The 18,327-nt window shown below is 68.2% G+C and carries 17 protein-coding genes; 13 read left to right on the top strand and 4 right to left on the bottom strand.

The genetic code is table 11. From position 1 onward, the window contains the following. Nucleotide 1 precedes the first annotated feature (1 nt). Complete coding sequence (gene ppsA, locus G020_RS0111245; RefSeq protein ID WP_024329634.1) at nucleotides 2-2,377, bottom strand: phosphoenolpyruvate synthase; 2,376 nt, start codon at nucleotides 2,375-2,377, stop codon at nucleotides 2-4. Between the two features lie 91 nt (nucleotides 2,378-2,468). Between ppsA and G020_RS0111240 the strand changes: the two genes are divergently transcribed. The 7 genes from G020_RS0111240 to G020_RS0111210 all read left to right on the top strand — a co-directional run bounded on the left by G020_RS0111240 (nucleotide 2,469) and on the right by G020_RS0111210 (nucleotide 11,036). Then, nucleotides 2,469-3,020, top strand: coding sequence for an ATP-dependent zinc protease (locus G020_RS0111240; RefSeq protein WP_024329633.1), 552 nt, complete (start codon nucleotides 2,469-2,471; stop codon nucleotides 3,018-3,020). Continuing rightward, complete coding sequence (locus G020_RS0111235; RefSeq protein WP_024329632.1) at nucleotides 3,017-4,552, top strand: inactive transglutaminase family protein; 1,536 nt, start codon at nucleotides 3,017-3,019, stop codon at nucleotides 4,550-4,552. The genes G020_RS0111240 and G020_RS0111235 overlap by 4 nt, the downstream gene beginning before the upstream one ends. After that, entirely contained in the window at nucleotides 4,552-5,565 is a 1,014-nt protein-coding gene (locus G020_RS0111230) for an alpha-L-glutamate ligase-like protein (RefSeq protein ID WP_024329631.1), read from the top strand. The genes G020_RS0111235 and G020_RS0111230 overlap by 1 nt, the downstream gene beginning before the upstream one ends. A gap of 32 nt (nucleotides 5,566-5,597) precedes the next feature. Then, nucleotides 5,598-8,657 (top strand): PAS domain S-box protein, encoded by a 3,060-nt coding sequence (locus G020_RS0111225; protein ID WP_231363080.1) that lies wholly within the window; start codon nucleotides 5,598-5,600, stop codon nucleotides 8,655-8,657. A 95-nt stretch (nucleotides 8,658-8,752) separates the two neighbouring features. Further along, entirely contained in the window at nucleotides 8,753-9,208 is a 456-nt protein-coding gene (locus G020_RS0111220) for a response regulator (RefSeq protein ID WP_018947597.1), read from the top strand. After that, complete coding sequence (locus G020_RS0111215) at nucleotides 9,205-10,506, top strand: diguanylate cyclase (protein ID WP_024329629.1); 1,302 nt, start codon at nucleotides 9,205-9,207, stop codon at nucleotides 10,504-10,506. Before G020_RS0111220 ends, G020_RS0111215 begins: the two co-directional genes overlap by 4 nt. A gap of 53 nt (nucleotides 10,507-10,559) precedes the next feature. Further along, nucleotides 10,560-11,036 (top strand): Fur family transcriptional regulator, encoded by a 477-nt coding sequence (locus G020_RS0111210; RefSeq protein ID WP_018947599.1) that lies wholly within the window; start codon nucleotides 10,560-10,562, stop codon nucleotides 11,034-11,036. Here the strand turns inward: G020_RS0111210 and G020_RS0111205 are convergent. Further along, nucleotides 11,024-11,479, bottom strand: a complete 456-nt coding sequence (locus tag G020_RS0111205; RefSeq protein WP_024329628.1) for a type II toxin-antitoxin system VapC family toxin — start codon at nucleotides 11,477-11,479, stop codon at nucleotides 11,024-11,026. The two genes, G020_RS0111210 and G020_RS0111205, sit on opposite strands and share 13 nt — an antisense overlap. Further along, nucleotides 11,479-11,715, bottom strand: coding sequence for a type II toxin-antitoxin system Phd/YefM family antitoxin (locus tag G020_RS0111200; protein WP_024329627.1), 237 nt, complete (start codon nucleotides 11,713-11,715; stop codon nucleotides 11,479-11,481). The genes G020_RS0111205 and G020_RS0111200 overlap by 1 nt, the downstream gene beginning before the upstream one ends. 115 nt (nucleotides 11,716-11,830) lie before the next feature. Between G020_RS0111200 and G020_RS0111195 the strand changes: the two genes are divergently transcribed. The 6 genes from G020_RS0111195 (at nucleotide 11,831) to G020_RS0111170 (ending at nucleotide 17,328) form a co-directional block, all read left to right on the top strand. After that, nucleotides 11,831-12,355, top strand: a complete 525-nt coding sequence (locus G020_RS0111195) for a DNA-deoxyinosine glycosylase (protein WP_024329626.1) — start codon at nucleotides 11,831-11,833, stop codon at nucleotides 12,353-12,355. A 363-nt stretch (nucleotides 12,356-12,718) separates the two neighbouring features. Continuing rightward, nucleotides 12,719-14,014 (top strand): hypothetical protein, encoded by a 1,296-nt coding sequence (locus tag G020_RS0111190; RefSeq protein WP_024329625.1) that lies wholly within the window; start codon nucleotides 12,719-12,721, stop codon nucleotides 14,012-14,014. Nucleotides 14,015-14,114: 100 nt separating this feature from the next. After that, nucleotides 14,115-15,047 carry a metal ABC transporter substrate-binding protein gene (locus tag G020_RS0111185; RefSeq protein ID WP_024329624.1) on the top strand — a complete coding sequence of 311 codons (933 nt, stop codon included), beginning with the start codon at nucleotides 14,115-14,117 and terminating at the stop codon, nucleotides 15,045-15,047. A gap of 9 nt (nucleotides 15,048-15,056) precedes the next feature. Continuing rightward, nucleotides 15,057-15,662 carry an ABC transporter ATP-binding protein gene (locus G020_RS0111180; protein WP_024329623.1) on the top strand — a complete coding sequence of 202 codons (606 nt, stop codon included), beginning with the start codon at nucleotides 15,057-15,059 and terminating at the stop codon, nucleotides 15,660-15,662. Continuing rightward, entirely contained in the window at nucleotides 15,655-16,431 is a 777-nt protein-coding gene (locus G020_RS0111175; protein WP_024329622.1) for a hypothetical protein, read from the top strand. The genes G020_RS0111180 and G020_RS0111175 overlap by 8 nt, the downstream gene beginning before the upstream one ends. 36 nt (nucleotides 16,432-16,467) lie before the next feature. Further along, nucleotides 16,468-17,328 carry a class I SAM-dependent methyltransferase gene (locus tag G020_RS0111170; RefSeq protein WP_024329621.1) on the top strand — a complete coding sequence of 287 codons (861 nt, stop codon included), beginning with the start codon at nucleotides 16,468-16,470 and terminating at the stop codon, nucleotides 17,326-17,328. Nucleotides 17,329-17,343: 15 nt separating this feature from the next. Here the strand turns inward: G020_RS0111170 and folE2 are convergent, their stop codons facing one another. Continuing rightward, nucleotides 17,344-18,258 (bottom strand): GTP cyclohydrolase FolE2, encoded by a 915-nt coding sequence (gene folE2 / locus G020_RS0111165; protein ID WP_024329620.1) that lies wholly within the window; start codon nucleotides 18,256-18,258, stop codon nucleotides 17,344-17,346. Nucleotides 18,259-18,327: the final 69 nt, after the last annotated feature.

Below are 18,327 nucleotides of genomic sequence, written 5' to 3'. Positions count from 1 at the left end.
GTCACCCCCGGCCGCCCGCCTGGCGCAGCTGCGCCAGACTCTTCCAGGTGGAGATCAGGGCATCCGGGTTCAGCGACAGCGAATCGATACCCTGTTCCATCAGCCAGCCGGCCAGCTCGGGATAGTCCGAGGGCGCCTGCCCGCAGATCCCCACGTACTTGTTTTGCCGGCGCGCCGCCTGAATGGCCATCGCCAGCAACTGTTTCACGGCCTCGTCACGCTCGTCAAAGGACTCCGCCACCAGCCCCGAGTCGCGATCGACCCCCAGAGTCAGCTGAGTCAGATCGTTGGAACCGATGGAAAACCCGTCGAAGCGCTCGAGGAAGTCATCCGCAAGCAGGGCGTTGGACGGGATCTCGCACATCATCACGACCCTGAGCCCGTTCTCGCCGCGCTTCAGGCCTTCCTCCTCCAGCACCTGCAGAACATCGTCGGCCTCCTTCAGGGTGCGCACGAAGGGAACCATGATCTGCACGTTGTCCAGGCCCATCTCGTCGCGCACGCGGCGCAGGGCCTCGCACTCCATGGCAAACGCCGGACGGAAACTGGAGGCGCGATAGCGCGAAGCGCCACGGAACCCCAGCATCGGGTTTTCTTCCTCCGGCTCGTAACCGCCCCCGCCGATCAGGTGGGCATATTCATTGGACTTGAAGTCCGACAGCCGCACGATCACCGGTTCCGGCGCGAAGGCCGCCGCCAGCGTCGCAATCCCCTCGGACAGCTTGCGCACGAAGAACTCGCGGGGGCCATCGTCAAAGCCGTGCAGACGTTCGGCGATCCGCTCGCGCACCGCCGGCTCCAGGCGCTGCGGATCCTCGGCGTAGTCCAGCAGCGCCAGCGGATGCACGCCGATGGTGCCGTTGATGATGAACTCCAGCCGCGCCAGACCGATGCCCGCGTGCGGCAGCTGCGAGAAGGCGTAGGCGCGCCCGGGGTTGGCGACGTTGAGCATCAGCTTGAGCGGGAGCTCCGGCAACTGTTCCGGAGAGGCCTTCTCCACCTCGAAGGAGATATGCCCCGGATACACGTGGCCGTCGTCCCCCTCGGCGCAGGACACCGTGGCCTCGAAGCCGTCGCTCAGCTTTTCGGTGGCATCGCCGCAGCCGACCACCGCCGGCACGCCCATCTCGCGCGCGATGATCGCCGCGTGACAGGTGCGCCCGCCGCGGTTGGTCACGATGGCCGCGGACCGCTTCATGATCGGCTCCCAGTCGGGATCGGTCATGTCCGCGACCAGGATGTCGCCCTCCTCCATGCGGTGCATCTCGTCGGGCGACTCCAGCACCCGCACCACGCCGCTGCCGATGCGCGAACCGATTGCACGTCCGGTCACCAGTGGCTCGACATCGTGCGCACCCAGCTTGTAGGTCTCGCCGCCGCCTATCTCCACGCGGCTCTCCACCGTCTCCGGACGCGCCTGCACGATGAACAGCTCGCCGGTATCGCCGTCCTGCGCCCACTCGATGTCCATCGGCCGGCCGTAGTGCTGCTCGATCGCCACCGCGAAACGGCCCAGCTGCTCCGCGTCGCCATCCGACAGGCAGAAACGCCGGCGCAGTTCTTCCGGGGTATCCTCGGTCTGCGTGCCGTCCTCGGTCAGCACCATGCGGATCGCCTTGGTGCCCAGCGTGCGCCCGATCACCGCGCGCTTGCCGGCCGCCAGCGCCGGCTTGTACACCTGATATTCGTCGGGGTTCACCGAACCCTGCACCACGGTCTCGCCCAGGCCCCAGGCGCCGGTAATGAACACCGCGTCGCGGAAACCGGTTTCGGTATCCAGGGTAAAGATGACCCCGGAGGCGCCGATGTCCGAGCGCACCATGCGCTGCACCCCGGCGGACAGCGCCACCTCGTCGTGGGCAAAGCCATTATGTACGCGGTAGGCGATGGCACGGTCGTTGTACAGGCTGGCGAAGCACTCGCGCACCCGCTGCAGCAGGGCATCGATGCCGCGCACGTTGAGGAAGGTCTCCTGCTGGCCGGCAAACGAGGCCTCGGGCAGGTCCTCGGCGGTGGCCGACGAGCGCACCGCCACCGGCACGTCCTCGCCCAGCTTCGCGTAATGCTCGCGGATCGCGTCTTCCAGCTCCGCGGGCAGCGGGGCGGCCTCGATCCAGCCGCGCACCTCGCGCCCGGCGGCGCGCAGGGCCTCGATGTCGTTGATGTCCAGCCCGGACAGGCGTTCCTTGATGCGGGTATCCAGTCCGTCACGCGCCAGGAATGTGCGAAACGCCGACGCGGTAGTGGCAAAACCGCCCGGCACCCGCACCCCGGCGGCCCCCAGCTGCCCCAGCAGCTCGCCCAGCGAGGCGTTCTTGCCACCGGTCTCGGCAACGTCATTCATGGTCAGGTCGGCGAGGTCGATCACCCAGCTCATGGCCGGCTCCTTGTTATGTGAATCGTGTTAGGGCGCATCGTCCGGGCATGCAATATCATCCATGGCTTCATCCCGAACCATCGTCGACTGTATGCGCCCGACCGTCAGTGTACCCAAATCGGCCGCGGTTTTTGTGGCCCTGCTCACGGCCGTGGCGCACCCCCCCTCGATCGCGGGAACGCCTTCCTCCCTGACCATTCTCGGCACCGTGGAAGACGCCACTATCCTCGAAGAGGACATCACCCTGGAGGGACGCCTGGATACCGGCGCCACTTCCTCCTCTCTCAACGCGCTACAGCAGGAAACCTTCGAGCGCGATGACGAGAAGTGGATCCGTTTCGAGATCATCGATCCGCACAACGAAGACGCCCGCATCACCCTGGAGCGCCCCATCGAACGCAGCGCCCGCATCCGCCAGCATAGTGGCGAACTCGATGAACGGCACGTCGTGCGCCTCGAACTGTGCCTCGGCGACCGGAAGATCGAAGCCGACACCACCCTGGTGGACCGCACGGAACTCACCTACCAGCTGCTGGTGGGCCGCAGCCACATGGCCGGGCACATCCTGGTGGACTCCGGCAACGAACACCTGCTGCCACCGGACTGCCCGGCGGACGAAGACAGCAGTGACGCCGACGAATGAAACGGTTCCATCTGCCCCTGCTGATCCTGCTCCTGCTGGGGGCGGGGTTCGGCATCTTTCTCTACAAGGCCACCCTGCTCGACATGCCCCTGCAGCCGGGTGCGACGGCCGACACCTGGGTGGTGGAATCGCGCATCCGCTTCCAGCCAACCGGCGGGGCGGCCGAGGTCCGGCTGCGCATCCCCGAACGGCTCCCGAACTTCGCCCGGCTGGACGAGAACTTCATCTCCCGAGGGTACGGCCTGACCACGTCGCACGGCACGGATGACCGCGTCACGCAGTGGACCTCGCGCGACCCGCGCGGAGAGCAGACGCTCTATTACCGCACCACGCTCTATCGCGACGCCAGCGCCGGCCCGCATGCGGAGTACCCCGGACCGGTGGCGCCCCGCGAATGGGACGAACCCTTCGATTCAGCCGCCGAGGCCCTGATCCAGAGCGTGCGCGAACGCTCCTCCGGCATCCAGAGCTTTGCCACGGTGCTGGTCCGGGACCTGGGAGGCGCGGGAGCGGACGGCAACGCGTCGCTGTTCGTGATGGATGACGGCGACCGCGAACTGCGCACGCAGACCCTGATCGACCTGCTCTCCGTCGCCCGCATCCCCGCCCGCGCGGTCACGGTCATCCCGCTGCGCGACGGGCATCGCAATATCGAGCCGGAGACCTGGCTGGAGGTGCACAACACCGAGCGCTGGGTTCCGGTGCATCCGCTGAACGGCAACATCGACTACCCCGACGACGTCGTGGTCTGGAGCCATGGCGACGCGCCGATCCTCGAGGTCCGTAACGGCACCGGAGAAGAACTGCGCTTCGCGGTGACCCGCAGCGTGCAGGACGCACTGGGCACCGCTCAGCGCCTGGGGGAGACCCTGGACACCCGCATCCTCGATTTCTCGCCACTGGAACTTCCGCTGGGCACGCAGAACACCTATCGCGTGCTGCTGATGGTCCCGCTTGGGGCCATGATCATCGTGCTGCTGCGCAACGTGATCGGCATCCAGACCTTCGGCACGTTCATGCCGGTGCTGATCGCCCTGTCCTTTCGCGAGACCCAGCTGCTGGCCGGGGTCATCCTGTTCACCCTGATCGTCTCGCTCGGGCTGGCGGTACGTTTCTACCTGGAACACCTGCGGCTCCTGCTGGTACCCCGCCTGGCCGCCGTGGTCAGCGTGGTCATCATGCTGATGCTGGGGCTGTCCATCCTGGCCCACCACCTGGGGCTGGAACGTGCCCTCGCCCTGTCGCTGTTCCCGATGGTGATCCTGGCCATGACCATCGAGCGCATGTCGGTGGTATGGGAAGAACACGGCCCGGCGGATGCCATCTCCCAGGGGGTCGGCAGCCTGATCGTGGCTGCGGCGGCCTATGGCCTGATGGCCAGTCGCCAGCTCGAGCACCTGCTGTTCGTGTTCCCCGAACTCCTGCTGGTCATCCTCGCCGTGACCCTGCTGCTCGGGCGCTACACCGGCTACCGCCTGACCGAGCTGTTCCGCTTCGGGAAGATGCAGGACGCCCTGAGGAAACCCGACTGATGGCCGGCTGGTGGCCCCGTTTCGTACGCCCGTCGACCCTGCGCCGGCAGGGCATCCTCGGCATGAATGCGCGCAACGGCCTGTACATCGCCGAATACAACGCACGGCGCCACTATCCGCGCGTGGACGACAAGCGGATGACCAAACAGCTGGCCAGCGCCGCCGGCCTGGCCGTGCCGGAGCTCATCGGTGTCATTCACAGTCACCATCAGCTGCGCGGCCTGGAGCGGCAACTGCGCGAACACGCGAACGGCTTCGTCATCAAACCGGCCCATGGCGCGGCCGGCGACGGGATCATGGTGATCTCCGGCTGGCGCGGTGAGCGGCTGCGCCGGGCCGGCGGGCGCATGCACGAGGTCAGCGAGCTGCAGGACCATGTCTCCGGGATCCTGTCCGGGATGTACAGCCTCGGCGGGCGGCCGGACGTCGCACTGATCGAGGAACGGGTGCAATTCTCCGAGATCTTCGCCGAGGTGACCCATACCGGTGTTCCGGATATCCGCACGGTGGTCTATCGCGGCTATCCTGTCATGGCCATGCTGCGCCTGCCGACGCAGGAATCGGACGGCAAGGCCAACCTCCACCAGGGGGCGGTGGGCACCGGCATCGACCTCGCAAGCGGACATACCCTGGGTGGCGTGCAGCACAACCAGCCCGTATGGGTCCACCCGGACACCGAAGCCAGCCTGGTGGACCTGGCGATCCCGGGATGGGACAAACTCATGGAACTCGCCGCGGGCTGCTACGAACTCAGCGGCCTGGGCTATCTGGGCGTCGACGTGGTCATCGACCGCCGCCACGGCCCGCTGATCCTGGAGCTCAACGCGCGGCCGGGACTGGCGATCCAGATCGCCAATGGCGAAGGCCTCCGCCCGCGCCTGCGCGCGGTCGACGAACACATTCGCAAGACCGCCGAAGAACCCCAGGCGGCGCGTGCGGCCTGGGCCGCCGCCCGTTTCGGCTGCCGCCCCGCCGGCTTCGGCGCCGTACCGCACGAACGCCACGCCGACTGACGCTGCCCCCGCCTCGTGCGGGCAGACGCTGCGTGGCAGAATTGGCGGCCCTGTCTCCCGACCGCCGCCCGATCTTCGGCGGGCAACACGCCATGGACCCCGAGAACACGCATTCCGCCTTCTTCGAACACGCCCCGGTCGGCATGGCCGTCGTGGACGCCGACGGGTGTCTGCGCGCCGCCAACCGGCGCCTGTCCGGGCTGCTGGCTCGGGAAGCGGACGTCCTCGTCGGGCAGACGCTGACGGAGTGGGTGGCCTCCGCCGAGGCCGACCGGGTGGCGGCCGCGATCCATTCGCTCATTTACGGCGAGACCGGCGAGTGGCGCGACGAATGCCGCCTGCTCCCCCGGCAGGGACCGCCGCTGTGGGTGGAACTGGCGCTGAGCCGCCTGCCCGACGCCGATGATGGCGCGGCGCGTCTGGCCCTGACCGCCACCGACATCGACGCGCGCAAGGCCAGCGAGGCCGAGCGCGACGAACTCGAACATTTCTACCAGCAGACGTTCACCAACAATGTCGCGGTCAAGCTGCTGATCGACCCGGACGACGGCCGCATCGTCGACGCCAATCCCGCCGCCGAGACCTTCTACGGCTGGTCGATCGAAGAGCTGAAAAAACGCCCCATCCAGGCGATCAACACCCTCTCCGCCGAGGAGGTTCGGACCGAGATGGAACGGGCCGCTGAGGAGGAGCGGCTGTACTTCCGCTTTCGCCACCGCGTCGCGAGCGGTGAGATCCGCGACGTGGAGGTCTATTCCGGCCCGGTGTGGCTGCGCGGCAAGCGCTATCTGCACTCCATCATCCACGATGCCACCGACACCCGCCGCTACCTGCGGGAGCTGGAACGCTACAAGGCGATCTTCGACACCCTGCCGGTCGGGGTCTACCGCAACCTGCCGGGCCACACGGGGCAGTTCGACTACGTCAACCCGGCCATGGCGCGGATCTTCGGCGCCGGCTCCATAGCGGAACTCCTGAGCCGTTCCACCGCCGAGCTATATACCGACCCGGAGGAACGCCGCCGCTTCAGCGACGACCTCCTCGCCCGGGGCGAGGTGCATCGTCGCGAACTGGACCTGCGGACCCTGGACGGCCGTGCGATCCGGTGTGCGATCACGGCACGCGCCCACGAGACCGAACAGGACACCGTGTTCGACGGCGTGGTGGAAGATGTCACCGAACGCCACCAGGCCGAACGCCAGCGCGAAGACCTCCTGCAGATCCTGGAAGCCGCGCCCGATTTCATCGGCATGGCCGACCCCGATGGCCGCATCCTGTACCAGAACCCTTCGTTCAACCGTGCCATGGGGTTCGCAGACTCGGCCGAGGCGAGCCTCCACGATGTCGGCGGTCTCCATCCCGAGTGGGCCCGGCGCCGCCTGCAGGAAGAGGCCCTGCCCGAAGCACGCCACAACGGCGTATGGCAGGGGGAGATGGCCATACTGGCCGGCGACGGCCGCGAGCTGCCGGTGTCACAGACCGTGGTCGCGCATTTCGACGAAACCGGCGCGGTGCGCCGCTATTCGACCATCATCCGCGACATCTCCGAGCGCGTGGCCACCGAGAACGTCCTGCGCCAGCGCGAGGCGGAGCTCAACGAGGCGCAGCGGATCGCGCGCATGGGCAACTGGATCTCCGATTTCCGCACGAACGAGATCCGCTGGTCGGAAGAGGTCCACCGCATCTTCGGCCGTCATCCGGAAGGCGGGCCGGTGACCCACGAGACTTTTATGGATTCGGTCCATCCCCATGACCGCCCGGCAGTACAGGCCGCCCTGGAGGCCTCGTTCGCCGGCGAGCCCTACGACATCGCACACCGCGTGGTCCGGCCGGATGGCGGGATCCGCACGGTGCGCGAGCGCGGCTACACCGAATTCGACAACGCCGGCCAGCCGGCACGCATGCTGGGTACGGTGCAGGACATCACCGAACAACGCCAGCTGGAGGAGAGCCTGCGACGGCTGGTGGCGATCCTCGACAGCACCCCGGACGTGGTGTCGATGCACGGCCCCGACGGATCGATGCTCTACCTCAATGCCGCCGGCCGGCGGCTGATGGGTCTGCCGGAGCCCGAGCTCGCCGACCACTGGGACCCCGAGACCGGCTGGAATCGCGCCGGGCTGCCGCGCGAGATGGACACCGTGGAAGGCACCATCGAGCGCGTGCATCCGCCCTGGGCGCTGGAGCGCGTGCGCGAAGAGGCCCTGCCGGCGGCGATGGAACACGGTCAGTGGCAGGGCGAGACCGCACTGCTGGACGCCGAGGGCCGCGAACGACCGGCGTCGCAGGTATTGCTGATCCATCGCGACACGGATGGAGCGATCGCCCAGACCTCGACCATCATCCGCGACATCTCCGAACGCAAGCGCATCGAGCGGGAACTGGAGCGTTCCAATGCCGAGCTGGAGCAGTTCGCGTACGCAGTCTCGCACGACCTGCAGGAACCGCTGCGTATCATCAACAGCTACCTCGGGCTGCTGAAGCGACGCCATGCCGACGCCCTGGACGACAAGGCCCGGCGCTACATCGACACCGCCACCGACGCGGCCGGGCGCATGCGGCAGATGATCCAGGACCTGCTGGAGTACTCCCGCGTTCAGCGCATGGGCGAAGCCTTCGCACCGGTGGACCTGACGCGCGCACTGGACGACGCCTGCGGCAACCTGCACACGGCGATCCAGGACAGCGGGGCCCGCATTTCCCGCGATCCGCTGCCCACGGTACAGGGCGACGCCGGGCAGCTGATGCGGCTGTTCCAGAACCTGCTGTCGAATGCGATCAAGTACGGGCCACCCGATGCAGCCCCCGAGATTCACGTGGGCTGTGACGAACGGGGCGACGAATGGGAGATCCGCGTAACCGACAACGGGATCGGCATCGACCCGGAACAGAGCGAGCGTATCTTCCAGGTATTCCAGCGCCTGCACGGCCGCGCCGAATACCCGGGCACCGGGGCCGGACTGGCACTGGCGCGGCGCATTACCGAACGCCACGGCGGCCGGATCCGGGCCGAGTCGGACGGCGAGGGCCACGGCACGACGTTCCGCCTCACCCTCCCGCGGCAGCCTGCGGATGCGACCTCTGCCAGCTGAACTCCTGCGCCGAGGGGCGGGGCTATCGTCTCGACCACGCGCCAAGCGCTAGACTAAGATCTATTCCAGACTTGTCACCGCGGAACCGCAACCCGATGAACCCCGTCACCATTCTCCTGGCCGAAGACTCGCCCGAAGACGTCGAGCTGCTGCGCGAGGCCTTCGAGCACCACCGTTTCGCGGCGGAGTTGCACCCGGTGAGCGACGGGGTGGAGGCCATGGCCTATCTGCGCGGCGAGGGCGAACATGCCGGCGCGCCACAGGCCGACATGATGCTGCTGGACCTCAACATGCCGCGCATGGACGGACGCGAGGTACTGGCCGCGGTGAAGAACGACCCGAAGCTGCAGAGCCTGCCGGTAGTGATCCTCACCACCTCGAACGCCCCCGAGGACGTGACCCGGTCGTATGAGCACCGCGCCAGCGCCTTCCTGACCAAGCCCCCGGATTTTGACGCATTCCTGGAGCTCACTCGACGGCTGGGCGAGTTCTGGCTGCATGCCGCCACCCTGCCCTCGCGCGCGGGCGCAAGCGGACACTCGGTGCCATGAGCGAGTACCGACTGCTGCTGATCGAGGATAACCCCGCCGACGCCGAGCTGGTCGAGGATCTGCTGGACGACTGCGCCGAGCGGGGCTACGTGGTGGAACGGGCCGGCCGCCTGCGCGAGGCCCTGGGGCTTCTGGAAGAGCGTCCCTTCGACATCGCCCTGCTCGACCTGGGACTGCCCGACTCACAGGGCCTGGATACCCTGCGCCTGCTGGTGGAGTCCGCGGGCGGCATCCCGGTGGTGGTCATGACCGGCCACCAGGACCGGGGTACCGGGACCGGGGCAATTCGCCTGGGGGCCCAGGACTTCCTGCCCAAGGAAGAACTGCACCCGGCCCTGCTGGCGCGCGCCCTGCACTACGCGATGGAACGCTACCGCAGCCAGCGCGAGGTGCGCCTGATGGCGACCGCCTTCGACAGTGCCCAGGCCATCGTGGTGACCGATCCTCAGGGCCGGATCCTGCGCGCGAACCATGCCTTCACACGCATCACCGGCTATGCCGAGGACGAGGTCCTCGGCAAGAATCCGCGCGTGCTGCAGTCCGGCCGCCAGGATCTGGAGTTCTACCACCGGCTGTGGACCGAACTACTGGAAAACGACCACTGGGAGGGCGAGATCTGGAACCGCCGCCGCGACGGCAGCGTTTACCCGCAATGGGAAAGCATCAGCGCCGTGCGCAATGAAGCCGGCCAGCTCGAATACTTTGTCGCCGTGTTCCACGACATCTCGGAGCAGAAGCGCCTGGAAGCGGAACTGGAACACGAGGCCACCACCGACCGCCTGACCGGGCTGTACAACCGCCAGCGGTTCGATGCCGAGCTGGACCGGGCACTGGCCCGGACCGAGCGTTACGCCAGCGAGGCGGGTGCCATCCTGTTCGACATCGACCACTTCAAGCGCCTCAACGACACCCACGGGCACGACATCGGGGATCGCGTACTGGTCGAGCTGTCCCGTCGTGTCGCCCACTCGCTTCGGCGCGCGGATTTCCTTGCGCGCTGGGGTGGCGAGGAATTCGTGGTGCTGCTTCCGGAGACCGACGCCGAGGGCGCCCGGTACATGGCGGAACGCCTGCGCCGCGAGATCGCCGCGACGCCGTTCGAAGATGCCGGGCCGGTGACCATCAGCCTCGGCGTCACGATCCTGCACCGCGACGACGACCCCGACACCCTGCTCAAGCGCCTGGACAACGCCCTTTACGATGCCAAGCACGCCGGACGCAACTGCACGGCCTACCACCATCGCGCCCCGGGGGAAGACGCCGACGCCGAGGCCCCGCCGCTGTCGCTGTTGCAGTAAACGGTCCGGGCCGTGTTCGCCCCCGCGCGTGCATATGGATTAAGCTTGGCGGCATGACCACGGCCACTCGCCAGCACACCATCGACGACACCGCGATCCAGCAGGCCCTGGACGAGGCCGAGCGGGTCTGCACCCGGCGCGGCGCGCGCCTGACCGAGCAGCGCCGCCGCATCCTCGAACAGATCCTGCGCACCGACGGCGTGATCAAGGCCTACGACCTGATCCACGCGCTGTCGTCCGAGGACCGCAGCATCAAGCCGCCGACGGTCTACCGTACCCTCGCCTTCCTGCTGGAACAGGGCCTGATCCACCGCATCGAGAGCCTTAACGGCTTCGTCGCCTGCAGCCACCCCGGGGAACGCCACGAATCCGCGCTGATGATCTGCGACGGCTGCGGCCGGATCATCGAATTTCACACCCCGGACACCGCCAGCCATGCCCTGGAGGCCGCCGCGGCCGAGACCGGCTTCGCCATCGAGACCCGCACCGTGGAACTCCACGGCCTGTGCCGCGACTGTCAGTCGAGCTGACCCGGCTCCGCGGGGTCCTCTCCGGGACACCGGACCGTCACGCCGAACAGCCGGGCGGCCTGCACCAGCGGGCGATCCAGCGTCACCAGCTCCGCGCCGCAGATCTCGGCAGCCGCCAGGTGCAGGGCGTCCAGCGTGCGCAACGATGAACGGCGCGTAAGCAGCCAGTGGCAGGCGCGCTCGAACACCTCCGGATCCAGCGAAACCCGCACAAAACGACCTGCCCGCAGGTCCTCCAGGAATGGCGACTCGATCCGGTTCGCCTGAGCTTCGGACAACTCGCCCATGCGCACCCAGCGGGCCAGGGCCGAAGCCACCTCCACCCGTGTCAGATGACTGACCAGCACCGGGCGTGTGCTCGCCTGCAACATCTGCTGAACCGGGCGGCTGGCGGCTTCTTCACGATAGTACGGCAGGACCGCGCTGGTATCGAAATAGAGCATCAGAACCGCTCTTCGTCGCGGCCCGCGCGAACCGTCTCCGCCCCTCCCTCACCACAGGGCGGCAGTTCCGCACGCAGGCCACTGCGATCCGGAAACCCCGGGAACGGGCTCGAAGGCCGCACCAGCCTTGCGACCGGCCGCCCCTGACGCTGGATCACCACCTCTTCCCCGGCCTCGACGCGATCCAGAACCCAGGCAAGCCGCTCGCGAGCCTCGCGGGCGCTGACCGTTTCCATCTGCCGTCTCCTGCTCATCGTTTGTGTACACAACTAGTATACACAAGGAACCGGACCGAATCATGCCCGTTCGCGGACGTGTACCCGCGGCGGCATTTGCCTACACTGGAACTTGATGTCTGACGCTCATGCCAGTCCCGAGTTGCGGGCGTTCGAGCCCGTGCTGCGCGCGGATACCCGGGCCGTGGTGCTGGGCAGTTTCCCCGGGGTCGCCTCGCTGGAGGCGGCCGCCTATTACGCCCACCCGCGCAACCAGTTCTGGCCGATCATGGCGCGCATCCTCGGACCGCCGTTCCCGGAACTGCCCTGGCCCGAGCGCTACGCCCGCCTGCTCGACTGCGGGGTCGGGCTGTGGGACATCTACGGCGCCTGCGCGCGCGAGGGCAGTCTGGACAGTGCCATCCGCAACCCGCAGCCCAACGATCTCGGTCGGCTGACACGCGAGGCCCCGGGCCTGCGCCTGATCGTCCACAACGGCGCGGAAAGCGCCCGCCGCATCGGCGAGACCCGCGCCCTGGGCGTCAGCGCGGTGCGCCTGCCCTCCACCAGCCCGGCCAATGCCCGCCTCGATCTCGAGGCCAAGCTCGAACGCTGGGCAGAAGCCTTCCGCCAGGCCGGACTGGGCGGCCCGGCACCCTGAACCCGCGCGACCGGCCGCCCATCGGGTCGATGAAGCGCGCCATTGGAATCGGCCTCATTGACACCCAAACGCGGATGCATATAATTCTCACTTAGATGCGCGATTGTTGTCGGACTCTGGCGTGTCGCCGGGACCGGGGCCTCTTCGCTCCCCTGTCTCTCCAACCTCCGCTACGTTTGGCCGCCCGCTGTAACGGGCGGCTGCTTTTTTTCCGTTCTCCCTCCCGGCATTGCCCCCACCGGGGTGACGGCCCCTTGTACCGCTCTATTGTTACATTATATCGTTCTTACGCTCTTTCGTTACGCTATAACGTATGAATAGCGATGAACGGAGGCAACCAGTGTTCACAAGGGGAGAAAAGACATGCTGAACGCGCGACACCATCGCAACGCCCTGACGGGCCTGACCGTTCTGGCCTGCGCCACACCGGCCCTGGCCGCCGCCCAGGCCCCGGACGACTCGGGTTCGGACTGGGGCATGGACATCTCGCTGATCCTGGAAGGGATCTACTACAACGAGATGAGCGAAGGGGTTCACGAGCCCGCCGGATTCGACGACGGGCACGACCATGGCCACGGCCATGATCACGACCATTCCTTCGACGACGGTTTCAATCTCGGCCACAACGAACTGGTGTTCGAGGCCGACCTGGGCGGCCTGCTGGACGGCACCCTGATGATCGGCTTCGACGACAGCGACATCGAGGTCGAGGAGGCCTATCTGACCACCCGCTCCCTGCCGGCCGGCCTCCAGCTGAAGGCAGGCAAGTTCCTGTCGGAGATCGGCTACATCAACAGCCGCCACGTCCACGACTGGGATTTCGTCGACCGCCCGCTGGTGAACGAATACCTGTTCGGCGACCACGGCCTGCAGGAAATCGGCGTGCAGGGGACCTGGGTCGCACCGACCGAGACCTACACCCAGCTGGGCGTGGAGCTCCTGCAGGGGGATCAGGACGGCGGCATCGCCGCGTTCGATGACGGCCCGGTCTCGGAGAAGAGCGGGCCGCGCATCGCCACCGCTTTCGCCAGGGTCGGGCCCGATTTCGGCCCCGATCATGCCGCCCGGTTCGGCGTCTCCGGCGGCTATGTCACCCAGACCGGGGTGACCGAAATCCATGGTGACCATGGCCACGCCCTTGAAGGCGATGCCTGGTTCGCCGGCCTGGACGCGGTCTACAAATACGACTCCGGCCGTGCCTACGGCCACGGCGACTGGAACGTGAAGGGCGAATATTTCTACGTCCGCCGCAGCCTGGACCAGTTTGACGGCCACGAACACGGCCATGGCCACCACACCCATATGCACTGGGAAGGGACGGACAGCCTGACCGAGAAGCAGGACGGTCTCTATGTCGAGGGCATCTACGGCTTCGCTCCCCGCTGGCAGGCCGGTCTGCGGACCGAAGCCCTCGGTCTGACCAACGACGCGGTCGAGGGCAGCCATCACCACGGGGACGAATACTTCACGATCGAATCGATGGACACCTCGTACCGCCATTCGGCCCAGGTCACCTTCCGTCCGGTGGAGCCGGTGTTCCTGCGCGCGCAGCTCACGCAGAACGACTTCGTCGACGATCATGGCGACCGCGATCGCGGCCTCGAATTCATGTTCCAGGTGAACGTGGCGCTGGGCGCGCACGGCGCGCACCGCTTCTGATCGATCCGTCGGGGCCGGCCAGCGAGTCCCGGCACCCCTCACGGAGCGCGAGGCCCCGCCACGGGCCTCGCGCAAAACCTGCATTTTTCAAGGAGTACCCATGAAAAACCGCAAGACCCCGCAGCAACGTCCGGCCATCGGGCTCTCCGCCCTGAGCGCCGCCGCACTCGCCACCGCCCTGCTCCTGCCCGCTCAGGCCTCCGCAGACGAGCTCAACGTGGTCGCCACGACCTCCAGCCTGGGAGCACTTGCGCGTGAAATCGGCGGCGACGAAACCCGCGTGCGTGTCCTGGCGGCGCCCGACCGCGACGCCCACTATCTGGATGCCCGGCCCAGCTTCATGGCCGCCCTGCGCAACGCCGACCTGCTGCTGGAACTGGGCGCCGGGCTGGAAGAAGGCTGGCTGCCGGCCGCCACCCGCGGTGCGTCCAACCCGGCCATCAACGAGGGCCAGCCCGGCCATTTCTATGCCGCCGGCAAGGTCGATCTGCGCCGCTCCATCACCCAGGACGGGCCCAACATGGGCCACGTCCATGAAGAGGGCAATCCGCATTTCAATGTCGACCCCCTGCGCATGGCGGAAGTCGGCCTGGCCCTGGGCGAGCGGCTCGCGGAGCTCGACTCCGCCAATGCGGACGTCTATCGCGAACGCGCTGAAGAGACCGCGCAGCGGCTGCGCGAGCATGCCGAAGACCTCGCCGGCGAACTGGCCCCCGACCAGAACATCGTGGTCTATCACGAGGACCTCGACTATCTCGAGGAATGGCTGCCCGCCACGGTCGTCGGCTACCTCGAACCGGCACCGGGTATCCCGCCCACCGGTCGCCACCTGCAGAGCCTGGTCGGCGAGCTGGAAGACATGGACGGTCACGTGCTGTACGCCGAGTTCCAGCCGCCGCGCGGGGCCGAGTTCCTCGAGCGCGAACTCGGCTGGGACAGCCACGCCGTACCGCTGGATCCGCCCCAGGACGCCGGCCTGGACGGCTACCTCGAGCTGATGGAAACCTGGGCATCCACCTTCCGCACCCGCTAGGCCGCGCGGATGTCCGACTCCCCCGTCATCGAGGCCCGGGCCGCGCGCCCAGGCTTTGACCGCCCCGTCCTCGGGCCGCTCAGTCTTGCGGTCCCGGGCGGGGCACGCTGGGCGCTCACCGGTCCCAACGGGTCCGGCAAGTCGCTGCTGCTCAAATGCCTGACGGGGCAGGCGCGGGTGCACGGGGGGCGGCTCACTACCGCTCCCGGCACCCGCATCAGCCTGCTGGCCCAGGATCATCCGCGCCCGTACCCATGGCCCCTTTCCGGACACGACTGGTTCCGGGCCATGGGTACGCGCGTGCCCGAACACCCTCGCATCCGGGCGCTGCTGCGCCGGCGTCTGGACCGCCTCAGCGGCGGCCAGTGGCAGCTCCTGCGCCTGGCCTCCGTACTGGCACCCGTTGAGGCCGCGCCCTCTGGCACGCGGCACCTGGTGCTGCTGGACGAACCCGCCAACCACCTCGACACCGAGGTCCGCGCCGACGCGGTGGAACTCATCACCGCCCTGCCCGCGAGTACCACTCTGGTGATGACCAGCCACGACGACGATCTGCTGGGCACCCTCGGCGTCGAACGCCACCCCCTGCAGGACTATCTCGACGCCCATGTCTGATCTGCTGCTGACGCCTTTCGTGGCGGGATTCCTGATCACGCTGGTGCTGGCGCTGGCGGGCAGCGGCCTGTTCCTGCGCGGCTCGGTCTGGCAGGCGCTGGCGCTGGGCCAGTGGGCCGCCGCCGGTGGGGTGCTGGCCTCGGTCCTGCACTGGCCGGTGCTGCCGGTCGCGCTGGCCCTGGGGGCCGGGGTGATGGCCCTGCTGCAACGGGTCCGCGATGCCGAACGCCTGCCGCTGGCGCTGTTCCTGGGCGGACTGGCCGCGGTCACCCTGCTGGCGGCCAATTTCTCGCAGGCGAGCCTGGCCGCCGCCGCGTGGGCCGAGGGGCAGCTGTATTTCGCCGGCCCGAACGAGCTGATCACGGTCGTGGTCGCCGGGGTGGCCAGCGCGGTGCTGTGGCCCTGGCTGCGCCGGGTCTGGCTGCACGCCCAGCTGGCCCCGGACGTCTCCGCCGCGCCGGCACCGCCGGCGGTCGCACGCTGGCTGGAGACCGCATGGCTGGTCGCCGTGATCGTCCTCGGGAGCATGGTGCTGGGCATGCCCGCGGCGCTGGCCACCCTGCTGCTGCCGGCCTGGGGGGCGGCCTTTCTGGCCCGCGGCCTGACCGGGGCGCTCCTGTGGACCCAGGGCCTGGCGATTGCGGGCTTCCTGGTCGCGTGGAGCCTCAGCCTGCCACTGGATCAACCCTTTGCACCCGTGCTGGTGGTCGTGCTGCCGCTTCTGGCTCTGCTGGCCCGGGCGGGCGCCGCTCTGCGGCGCACAAACTGATTCTCCGATCTCCCTCTGCAACCAAGGAATGCAACCATGAGCGAAAAGCCGCAGGGCTCGGGTACGAGCTCGCCAATCTTTCAGGCCGTCGAGCAGATGCAGGGATCGCTGCCCTGGGGCAGCTTTCTCGATGCCGGGACCGGCCGCAAGTCGATCGAGTGGATCACCGCGCTCGACACCGAACGCTGGACCGCCATCACCGCCTCGCAGAACATGGCGCGCACGGTGCAGGAGGCCGCGGGCGACCGGCGCCGGCCACAGGACCGCGTGCTGGTGGGCAACTGGCACTCCGAACACCTGCTGTACGGCGAGCGCTTCGACACCGTGCTGCTGGACTACTTCATCGGTGCCATCGAGGGCTTCTCCCCCTACTGGCAGGAGCAGGCCCTGCACCGCATCCGCCCGCATGTCGGCCAGCGGCTGTACATCATCGGCGTGGAGCCCTACGTGCCCAGCGAACCCGACACCGAGGCCGGACGCCTGGTGCGCGAGATCGGCCGCGTCCGCGATGCCTGCCTGCTGCTGAGCGGCAGCATGCCGTACCGCGAGTATCCCTCGCCCTGGGTGCTTCGCCAGCTGGGCCAGGCGGGCTTCCGGGTGATGGAGACGCGTTACTTCCCGATCCGCTACCGCGAACGCTTCGTGAACGGGCAGCTCGACCTCGCGCTGCGCCAGCTGGATCATTTCACCGATCCGGGCACCGCCGAGTCCATGCGCGGCTACATCGAACAGCTGCGCGCCCGTGCCCTGCCCATGGCCCGGCAGAAGGAAGGGCTCAAGTACGGTGCCGACTATCTGATATCGGCGGAGCCCATGGCCGACCGTCACCGCAGCTTCGAGGACCCGCTGCAGCGCTTCTACGGTCAGGCCGGGGAACAGGACGGAGAACGGGCATAGCCCCGCTGCCCGGCCTCAGGCCCCGCGCGGCGGCCGCTCGACCCGCGCCACCGCATCGTGCGCATGCAGGCTCTCCTCGTGGCGCACGTGGATGCGGTAACCGCGCGCCCCGAACGGGGCCTCCAGGGCCTCGTCGAGTCGCCGCGCGGCATCCTCGCAGAACATCGGGTTGCCGCCGTTGGCCACCGCAAACGCCTGCTCGTCGGCGCGCTTGACCGCGGTCTGCAGCGCGGTGCCCAGCGCCTGCTCGACCCGATCGACCAGAAAGCGGAACGGGAAGGTCTCGGCATCCGGCCGCACGCCCACCTCCACCCACGCCCGGCTGCGCTGGCTGTGCGGTGTCGCCATGATGCCCGCCTCGCTGCCCAGCCATTCACGCAGCCGGTCCGGATCCGGCGGCGCCGTCCCGAAGTCCTGATCATAGCGTTCCTGGATCGCCTGGCGGGCGAGTGCCGCCGAACAGGGACAGGTCGAGGAATACCCGATCTCGATCCCGAGGCGGATCTGCGTACCGCGGTCGTCCTTTTCCGCATCCACGCGAAACGGATACGCCTTCCAGCCCGCCAGGGGGCTGACCATGGCCGGCCGTTCCAGCAGCGCCTCGCCCTCCAGCGAGAGCGCGGCGCGCCCCGAAAGCCCCTCGTGCGACTCGAGGAACGCATCCAGCACGTGGCCCAGCCGCGCGCAGTCCAGTTCGCGGTGGATCAGCATACGCAGGGCCAGATACAGCCGCGACATGTGGATGCCGCGGGCCTCCGGATCGTCGAGACTGACCCCGGCATCGGCGTGCGCGGCGACCGGCTGCCCGGCCACCTGGAGGGGCAGTGCGATGCGCTCCATGCCCACCCAGTCGAGGGTCGAGGCGCGGCGCGATGTCCCGGTCGCCACGTCCGGCAGGTCGGTGCTCCGGTGGTCGCTGGCTGAATCCATCGTATCTCCCGCAAGGGTTCGGGTCACCGGCGCGGGGCCGTTGTGACCGTGTGTCAGTAACGTTATAGT

Origin of the sequence: Thioalkalivibrio sp. ALR17-21, from assembly GCF_000420185.1 — a bacterium.
In the GTDB taxonomy this organism is placed as follows: Bacteria; Pseudomonadota; Gammaproteobacteria; order Ectothiorhodospirales; family Ectothiorhodospiraceae; genus Thioalkalivibrio; species Thioalkalivibrio halophilus.
This window is presented reverse-complemented; position numbering and strand designations above follow the sequence as displayed.

What these genes read in the sequence shown, in the direction of transcription:
- G020_RS0111200 (WP_024329627.1), bottom strand. Translation starts at nt 11,715, where the DNA reads ATGGAAACGGTCAGCGCCCGCGAGGCTCGCGAGCGGCTTGCCTGGGTT.
- folE2 (WP_024329620.1), bottom strand. Translation starts at nt 18,258, where the DNA reads ATGGATTCAGCCAGCGACCACCGGAGCACCGACCTGCCGGACGTGGCG.
- G020_RS0111220 (WP_018947597.1), top strand. Translation starts at nt 8,753, where the DNA reads ATGAACCCCGTCACCATTCTCCTGGCCGAAGACTCGCCCGAAGACGTC.
- G020_RS0111170 (WP_024329621.1), top strand. Translation starts at nt 16,468, where the DNA reads ATGAGCGAAAAGCCGCAGGGCTCGGGTACGAGCTCGCCAATCTTTCAG.
- G020_RS0111195 (WP_024329626.1), top strand. Translation starts at nt 11,831, where the DNA reads ATGTCTGACGCTCATGCCAGTCCCGAGTTGCGGGCGTTCGAGCCCGTG.
- G020_RS0111215 (WP_024329629.1), top strand. Translation starts at nt 9,205, where the DNA reads ATGAGCGAGTACCGACTGCTGCTGATCGAGGATAACCCCGCCGACGCC.
- ppsA (WP_024329634.1), bottom strand. Translation starts at nt 2,377, where the DNA reads ATGAGCTGGGTGATCGACCTCGCCGACCTGACCATGAATGACGTTGCC.
- G020_RS0111190 (WP_024329625.1), top strand. Translation starts at nt 12,719, where the DNA reads ATGCTGAACGCGCGACACCATCGCAACGCCCTGACGGGCCTGACCGTT.
- G020_RS0111175 (WP_024329622.1), top strand. Translation starts at nt 15,655, where the DNA reads ATGTCTGATCTGCTGCTGACGCCTTTCGTGGCGGGATTCCTGATCACG.
- G020_RS0111240 (WP_024329633.1), top strand. Translation starts at nt 2,469, where the DNA reads ATGCGCCCGACCGTCAGTGTACCCAAATCGGCCGCGGTTTTTGTGGCC.
- G020_RS0111185 (WP_024329624.1), top strand. Translation starts at nt 14,115, where the DNA reads ATGAAAAACCGCAAGACCCCGCAGCAACGTCCGGCCATCGGGCTCTCC.
- G020_RS0111235 (WP_024329632.1), top strand. Translation starts at nt 3,017, where the DNA reads ATGAAACGGTTCCATCTGCCCCTGCTGATCCTGCTCCTGCTGGGGGCG.
- G020_RS0111180 (WP_024329623.1), top strand. Translation starts at nt 15,057, where the DNA reads ATGTCCGACTCCCCCGTCATCGAGGCCCGGGCCGCGCGCCCAGGCTTT.
- G020_RS0111210 (WP_018947599.1), top strand. Translation starts at nt 10,560, where the DNA reads ATGACCACGGCCACTCGCCAGCACACCATCGACGACACCGCGATCCAG.
- G020_RS0111230 (WP_024329631.1), top strand. Translation starts at nt 4,552, where the DNA reads ATGGCCGGCTGGTGGCCCCGTTTCGTACGCCCGTCGACCCTGCGCCGG.
- G020_RS0111205 (WP_024329628.1), bottom strand. Translation starts at nt 11,479, where the DNA reads ATGCTCTATTTCGATACCAGCGCGGTCCTGCCGTACTATCGTGAAGAA.